The 5975-nt window shown below is 29.0% G+C and carries 7 protein-coding genes; 6 read left to right on the top strand and 1 reads right to left on the bottom strand.

What is annotated here, in order from left to right; translation table 11 throughout:
- From ACW6OJ_RS07165 to ACW6OJ_RS07145, 5 genes are all read left to right on the top strand, one after another.
- The coding region (locus tag ACW6OJ_RS07165) for a hypothetical protein (protein ID WP_456096153.1) at nucleotides 1-328 on the top strand (328 nt) is incomplete at its 5' end.
- A 62-nt stretch (nucleotides 329-390) separates the two neighbouring features.
- Nucleotides 391-930 carry a TetR/AcrR family transcriptional regulator gene (locus ACW6OJ_RS07160; RefSeq protein ID WP_456096152.1) on the top strand — a complete coding sequence of 180 codons (540 nt, stop codon included), beginning with the start codon at nucleotides 391-393 and terminating at the stop codon, nucleotides 928-930.
- Nucleotides 931-1069: 139 nt separating this feature from the next.
- The gene (locus ACW6OJ_RS07155) at nucleotides 1070-2842 is read left to right on the top strand and encodes an oleate hydratase (RefSeq protein WP_456096151.1); all 1773 of its coding nucleotides are present in this window, start codon (nucleotides 1070-1072) and stop codon (nucleotides 2840-2842) included.
- Between the two features lie 205 nt (nucleotides 2843-3047).
- Nucleotides 3048-3674 carry a DNA alkylation repair protein gene (locus tag ACW6OJ_RS07150; protein ID WP_456096150.1) on the top strand — a complete coding sequence of 209 codons (627 nt, stop codon included), beginning with the start codon at nucleotides 3048-3050 and terminating at the stop codon, nucleotides 3672-3674.
- 95 nt (nucleotides 3675-3769) lie between these two features.
- A complete protein-coding gene (locus tag ACW6OJ_RS07145; RefSeq protein ID WP_371518872.1) occupies nucleotides 3770-4045 on the top strand; it encodes a hypothetical protein in 276 nt (91 codons plus the stop codon).
- Nucleotides 4046-4104: 59 nt separating this feature from the next.
- On the opposite strand, the gene ACW6OJ_RS07140 is transcribed toward ACW6OJ_RS07145, so the two are convergent.
- Complete coding sequence (locus ACW6OJ_RS07140) at nucleotides 4105-4983, bottom strand: MBL fold metallo-hydrolase (RefSeq protein WP_456096149.1); 879 nt, start codon at nucleotides 4981-4983, stop codon at nucleotides 4105-4107.
- Nucleotides 4984-5233: 250 nt separating this feature from the next.
- Between ACW6OJ_RS07140 and ACW6OJ_RS07135 the strand changes: the two genes are divergently transcribed.
- Nucleotides 5234-5975 (top strand): CPBP family intramembrane glutamic endopeptidase (locus ACW6OJ_RS07135; protein WP_456096148.1); only part of this gene is annotated, 742 nt, incomplete at its 3' end.

The following is a 5975-nucleotide window of genomic DNA, read 5'->3' as shown; positions in this document are numbered from 1 at the left end:
CTTTAGAGGAAGTATAGCTATGGAAGAGATGGTCTTCTTTCATAAAAAGAGCTCAACCTTAATATTAACGGACTTAATAGAAAGTATAGAAGTAAATAAATTACCGTTATTATATAAACTTGTATTTAAGTTTGGAGATAATAAGTATCCTAAGTTTCGAACGTCAAGAGATTTACGATCATCATTTATCTTTAAAAAACATGCTAAAGATAGCTATTCTAAGATTGAAAGCTGGAAACCTGATAAAATTGTTTTCTCTCATGGAAAGATAATTTTAGAAAATGGTACGGAAAAATTAAAAGAAGCATTTTATTGGTTGAGAAAATAGTGTACTTTATGAGAAAATAATAATATAAAGTTTAGAGAATAAATGAAAGGGAGTGATTAGGTATGACAATAGTAATAAAAAGAGTACTGGCATCTACTTTAAAAGAAATGGCGGAAAAGAAATCATTATCAAAAATAACAATTAATGATTTAACTCAAGCTTGTGATGTTAGTCGTCAAACATTTTATAATAATTTTAGAGATATCTATGATTTGGTAGAGTGGATTTATCTTAAAGAGGTAGTGACTCCAATTGAAAGAGGTAAAATCTATGATAAATGGCAAGATGCTCTAACATCAATATTTCAATATATTTCTGAGAATCATGTTTTTGTTTTAAATACCTATCGCTCTTTTGGAAAAGGATTTTTAGAAAAAGTACTAAGACAAGAGATTGAACTATTTCTAAGTAATCAGGTGTTCAAAAAAATCGAAGTAACAAAAGAAGAGGCTAAACAAGTAGAGTTTTCTTATTCTTTTTATACATATGCTTTGGTTGGAGTAGGGTTAGATTGGATAGAAAAGCAGATGCCAGAAAGTGTTGAAGAACTAGTTGGAAGAATTGAAAAAGTTATGCTCGGTGAGATAATTTCTCTTCTTTAAATAAAGTTTAAGCTCTTTTACAATTAATTGAATTTGTAAAATAGTTAGGCAAAAGTCAAAAATTGTAAATTGTATTATGGATATGGAAGGTGTATATTAATAGTGATATTAGTATACACTTTTTTTAGGAGGAGTTTTTATGTATTATTCAAACGGAAATTATGAAGCATTTGCTAAACCAAAAAAACCAGCAGGAGTTGATAAAAAATCAGCCTATTTAGTAGGTTCAGGACTTGCATCTCTTGCTGCAGCAGCCTTTTTAGTTCGTGATGGACAAATGAAAGGGGAAAGAATCCATATTCTTGAAGAACTACCTATCGCAGGAGGTAGCTTAGACGGTATTATGAATCCAACTCGTGGATTTATTATTCGTGGTGGTCGTGAAATGGAAGATCATTTTGAATGTCTTTGGGATCTTTTCAGATCTATTCCATCATTAGAGGTAGAGGATGCATCTGTTTTAGATGAGTTCTACTGGCTAAATAAAGAAGATCCTAACTATTCTAAATGTCGTGTTATTGAAAATCGTGGGCAACAAATTCCTGATGACGGACTTTTTGCATTATCTGATAAATCTAGTCAGGAATTAGTAAAACTATATTTAACTTCTGAGTCAGAACTACAAGGTATGAAAATAACAGATTTCTTTAGTAGTGAATTTTTCGAGTCTAATTTCTGGACTTATTGGGCAACAATGTTTGCTTTTGAAAAATGGCACTCAGTTGCGGAAATGCGTCGATACATGTTGAGATTTATTCATCATATTAAAGGTCTTCCTGATTTATCAGCACTTAAATTCACTAAATATAATCAATATGAATCATTAGTTCTACCATTAGTTAAATATTTAGAAGATCATGGTGTAACTTTTGAGTACAATACTGTAGTTAAAGATATTAAAGTTGAAAAACAAGGAAAAGATTTAATCGCAAAACATTTAATCTTAGAAGTAAACGGAGAACCTGTTGTTAGAGAATTAACAGAAGATGATCTAGTATTTGTTACAAACGGTAGTATCACAGCATCTACAACATATGGTAATAATGATACTTCAGCTCCTGTCAGTAAAGAACTTGGTGGTGCTTGGCAACTCTGGAAAAACTTAGCTAAACAAGATGAACGTTTTGGACGTCCAGAAGTATTTTGTGAAAATCTTCCTGATCAAAGTTGGTTTGTTTCAGCTACAACGACTGTAACAGATAAAAGAATCGCAGAATATATAGAAAAAATTTGTAAACGTGATCCTTATGCAGGTAAAGTAGTAACTGGTGGTATAGTAACAGCACGTGATTCAAATTGGATGTTGAGCTTTACACTTAATCGTCAACCACACTTTAAATCACAATCAAAAGATGAATTAGTAGTTTGGATTTACGGATTATATTCAAATATTTCTGGTAACTATATTAAAAAACCAATAGAAGCTTGTACAGGTATTGAAATAGCAGAAGAATGGCTTTACCATATTGGTGTTCCTGAACAATTTATTCACGAATTTGCTAGCAAAGGTTGTAGCACAGTTCCATGTTATATGCCTTATATAACAAGTTACTTTATGCCAAGACATGATGGTGATAGACCACTAGTTATTCCAGAAGGTTCTAAAAATTTAGCATTTATAGGTAACTTCTCTGAAACACCTCGTGACACTGTCTTCACTACAGAATATTCTGTTCGTACAGCTATGGAAGCAGTCTACACATTACTAGATGTTGATAGAGGTGTACCTGAAGTATTTAATTCTGCATATGATTTACGTGTAATGACTAAATCAACTAATCGCCTAATGGATGGTAAAAAACTTGAAGAAGTTAAACTACCTTTATTTGCTAAAGCAATTAGTAAACGTGTATTGAAAAAAATCAAAGGAACATATATTGAAGAAATCCTAAAAGATGCAGGATTGATTTAGATATAATTCCTCTAGGTTATAGTTATAAAAAATACATAATAGATATAAAAGACGATAGTGAAGACTGTCGTCTTTTTTTGCGAAAAGATTACTAATTTTGGATAGAAAAAGTAAAGGGTGTATGATATTATAAAAGATATAATAGCTAATAAAAAGATTTGACATAATAATATAAAAGTTAAATTTTTTAGTGAGGTGAGTTTATATGGAAGACTATATTAAAAGTCTAGAAAAAGAATTATCTTTGTTTGAACATGGTTTTAAAGGAGAGGAAAAAAGAGCTTTAGCTGATTATAAAGCTAATGATAAAAATTATATTAAGAGATTAGCATTTGCTGCATTTAATTCAGATATATATCAAGTAAGAATGTATAGTGTATTTCTTTTTGGTTATTTATCAGAAGATAGTGATATACTAACATATATGAAAGATGAGGTTTCAAAGGACAGTAATTGGAGAGTGCAAGAAGTATTAGCAAAGGCTTTTGATGAATTTTGTAAGAAAATAGGGTATGAAAAGTCACTTCCAGTTATCGATGAATGGTTGAGTAAAGAAAATCCAAATACAAGAAGAGCGGTAGTAGAAGGACTAAGAATTTGGACAAGTAGACCATACTTTAAAGAAAATCCAAATGAAGCTATTAGACGAATTGCTAACTTGAAAGATGACCCTAGTGAATATGTTAGGAAATCTGTAGGTAATGCTTTAAGGGATATAAGTAAAAAATTTCCGGAGTTAATTAGAATTGAATTGGAAAATTGGAAACTAGAAAGTAAAGAAATCAATCAGGTGTATAAGTTAGCTAGTAAATTAGTAGGTAATAAAAAATAGCTTGATATATAGTGATTTTTATTTATATTATGAATTTTATAATAGATAGAGCTTTAGAATAAAGATAAATAATTTAAAATTGGAGAGTGAATAAAATGAGTTTTTTATCAACGGTTTGGCCAATATTACTATTATTTGTAGTTTGTATATTACTTATAATAGTTAAGATAGTAAGAATGATAAGAATATCGAGGGATAAAACTAAGCGTTATAAAGGTGATTATATACTCTTAGGTTTGGTTATTGGTATGTCTATAGGTACTTTAATAGGTACTTTATATGATAGTAAATCAGGTATGGGTGCATCTATAGGAATGTCTCTAGGAACGATGATTGGAATGACTATAGGAATGTTAATTCATAAGAAATAGGCAAAAAAAAATACACAATAAAAAGCAGAGATAATAAAACTTTTCTCTGCTTTTTGTTTTTATAACTTAGCTTGATAACATTTTTCAAGAAATCCACTTCTAGCTTTTTCTTCTGTATCATCACTTTCATCAAAACCATCATATGGTGCTTTTGGGTCATGTACTTTAGGTTTTCTTTTTAATGTATTACAAACTTCATCTATATGAGCAAAAGCAAAATTAAAGTCATCTGTCCAACCAGTATGCCCAGTAATAATTATTAAGTTAAGATTTCTTTTTCTTAGTATTTCTTCTAATCTTTTAAGTGATTTACATTGTAACTTTCTATCTTCAGCGAGAGTATTTAAAAATGCATAGCCACCATCTGCACCAAACCAAATGGTATCACCTGTAAATAAATATGTATCATCAATCAAATATACAAGATGTCCCCATGTATGTCCTGGAATGAGAAAGGCTTCTACCTTAATATTTTTAATATAGAGTACTTCTCCATCATCGATTAAAGTTTTTTCGTTTACTATATTTACTTGAGGTAGTTTATATAAACCCCAATAAACTTTACGTCGTTTTCTTCCTTCTAAATAATCATTTTCAACTTTTCCTATATATATTTTTGATTCTTTAAATAAATTATCGCTATCTATTTCAATAGCACCAACATGATCAGTATCTTGGTGTGTAATAAGTATTTCATTTATACATTTTGGATTGATATCAAGCCATCTCATTTTTTCTACCAGTCTATCGTAGTTATATCCAGCATCAATCATAATTGTATAACCATCTTTTGTATAAAAGTATATATTTGCGACATATTCCCTAATACAGCTTACTTTATCATCTATATAGCCTGTATTTAATGGTTTAAATATCTCTTTTCCCCTAAACATAAATGACATAAATTTTTGTTGATTTTTTGAATCTTTTTTTGACATAATACGTCACCTTTAATTTCTTTCCCTACATTATTGTAGACTTTAAATTATCAACTATCTATAGAGATAATTGAACTCCCTTTTTAAAATTTCCTAATTGTTTAAATGTATATTAAATATCTCTATTTACTTTTATTATATCATGTTTATACTTCAATATAAATAACCCATTATATAATTTTATGTGTTATAATAGATTTAATTATTATAAGAAAAGAGTAGAGACTCTTATGAAAAATAGGAGAGTGTAATGTATTCGTTAAAAAAGAAACCTATATTAAACTGTTTTATAATTTTTACTATCTGCTTAATTGCGAGGGTAATAGAATACTTCGTAATTAGAACAGACGAATCAATTTTATCTGAAAATTTTTTACATAAGGTATTTGGAATAATTTTATTATGGACAATACTTTATTATGCCAAATTAAAATGGAGAGATATCGGCTTTAATACTAAAGATGTATTTTCTGGTATTGGAAAAGGTCTGTTGTTTGGGTTTATATGTTGTGTTTTTGCATATGCAATAGAAGGTCTTATCTTATACAATATAAACCATAGTTTTAAATTATCGCTTTATGCAACTGGATTTTCTTTAAATAATGAGATGAATCATCAAACAGGTATAATTTTTATTTTTCTATGTATTATTTTTAATATTATCAATGTTTGGATGGAAGAGGGAATCTTCCGTGGTCTATTTACAAAAATATTAGAAGATATTTCTTACAATACGTCATTATTTTTAATAGCATTTCTATTTGGAATTTGGCATTTAGTTATGCCTTTTAGAGATTATTTAGAAGGAAAGTCATCAATATCAAACCTTTTAGTAATGGGGATTGGTTATGTGGTTTTAGCCGGTATGATGAGTATAAAGTGGTCTTTATTGTATAGAATGACAGGATCATTATGGATTGGATTAGGAGATCATCTATTTAATAATGTTATTTCAAATTTACTTCATGTTGTTTCTAATAATGAGGTTGATA

This window comes from Peptostreptococcus sp. (assembly GCF_977045075.1).
This window is presented reverse-complemented; position numbering and strand designations above follow the sequence as displayed.

Excerpts from the sequence above, each read along its gene's own strand:
- ACW6OJ_RS07155 (WP_456096151.1), top strand. The coding sequence starts at position 1,070 with ATGTATTATTCAAACGGAAATTATGAAGCATTTGCTAAACCAAAAAAA.
- ACW6OJ_RS07145 (WP_371518872.1), top strand. The coding sequence starts at position 3,770 with ATGAGTTTTTTATCAACGGTTTGGCCAATATTACTATTATTTGTAGTT.
- ACW6OJ_RS07140 (WP_456096149.1), bottom strand. The coding sequence starts at position 4,983 with ATGTCAAAAAAAGATTCAAAAAATCAACAAAAATTTATGTCATTTATG.
- ACW6OJ_RS07150 (WP_456096150.1), top strand. The coding sequence starts at position 3,048 with ATGGAAGACTATATTAAAAGTCTAGAAAAAGAATTATCTTTGTTTGAA.
- ACW6OJ_RS07160 (WP_456096152.1), top strand. The coding sequence starts at position 391 with ATGACAATAGTAATAAAAAGAGTACTGGCATCTACTTTAAAAGAAATG.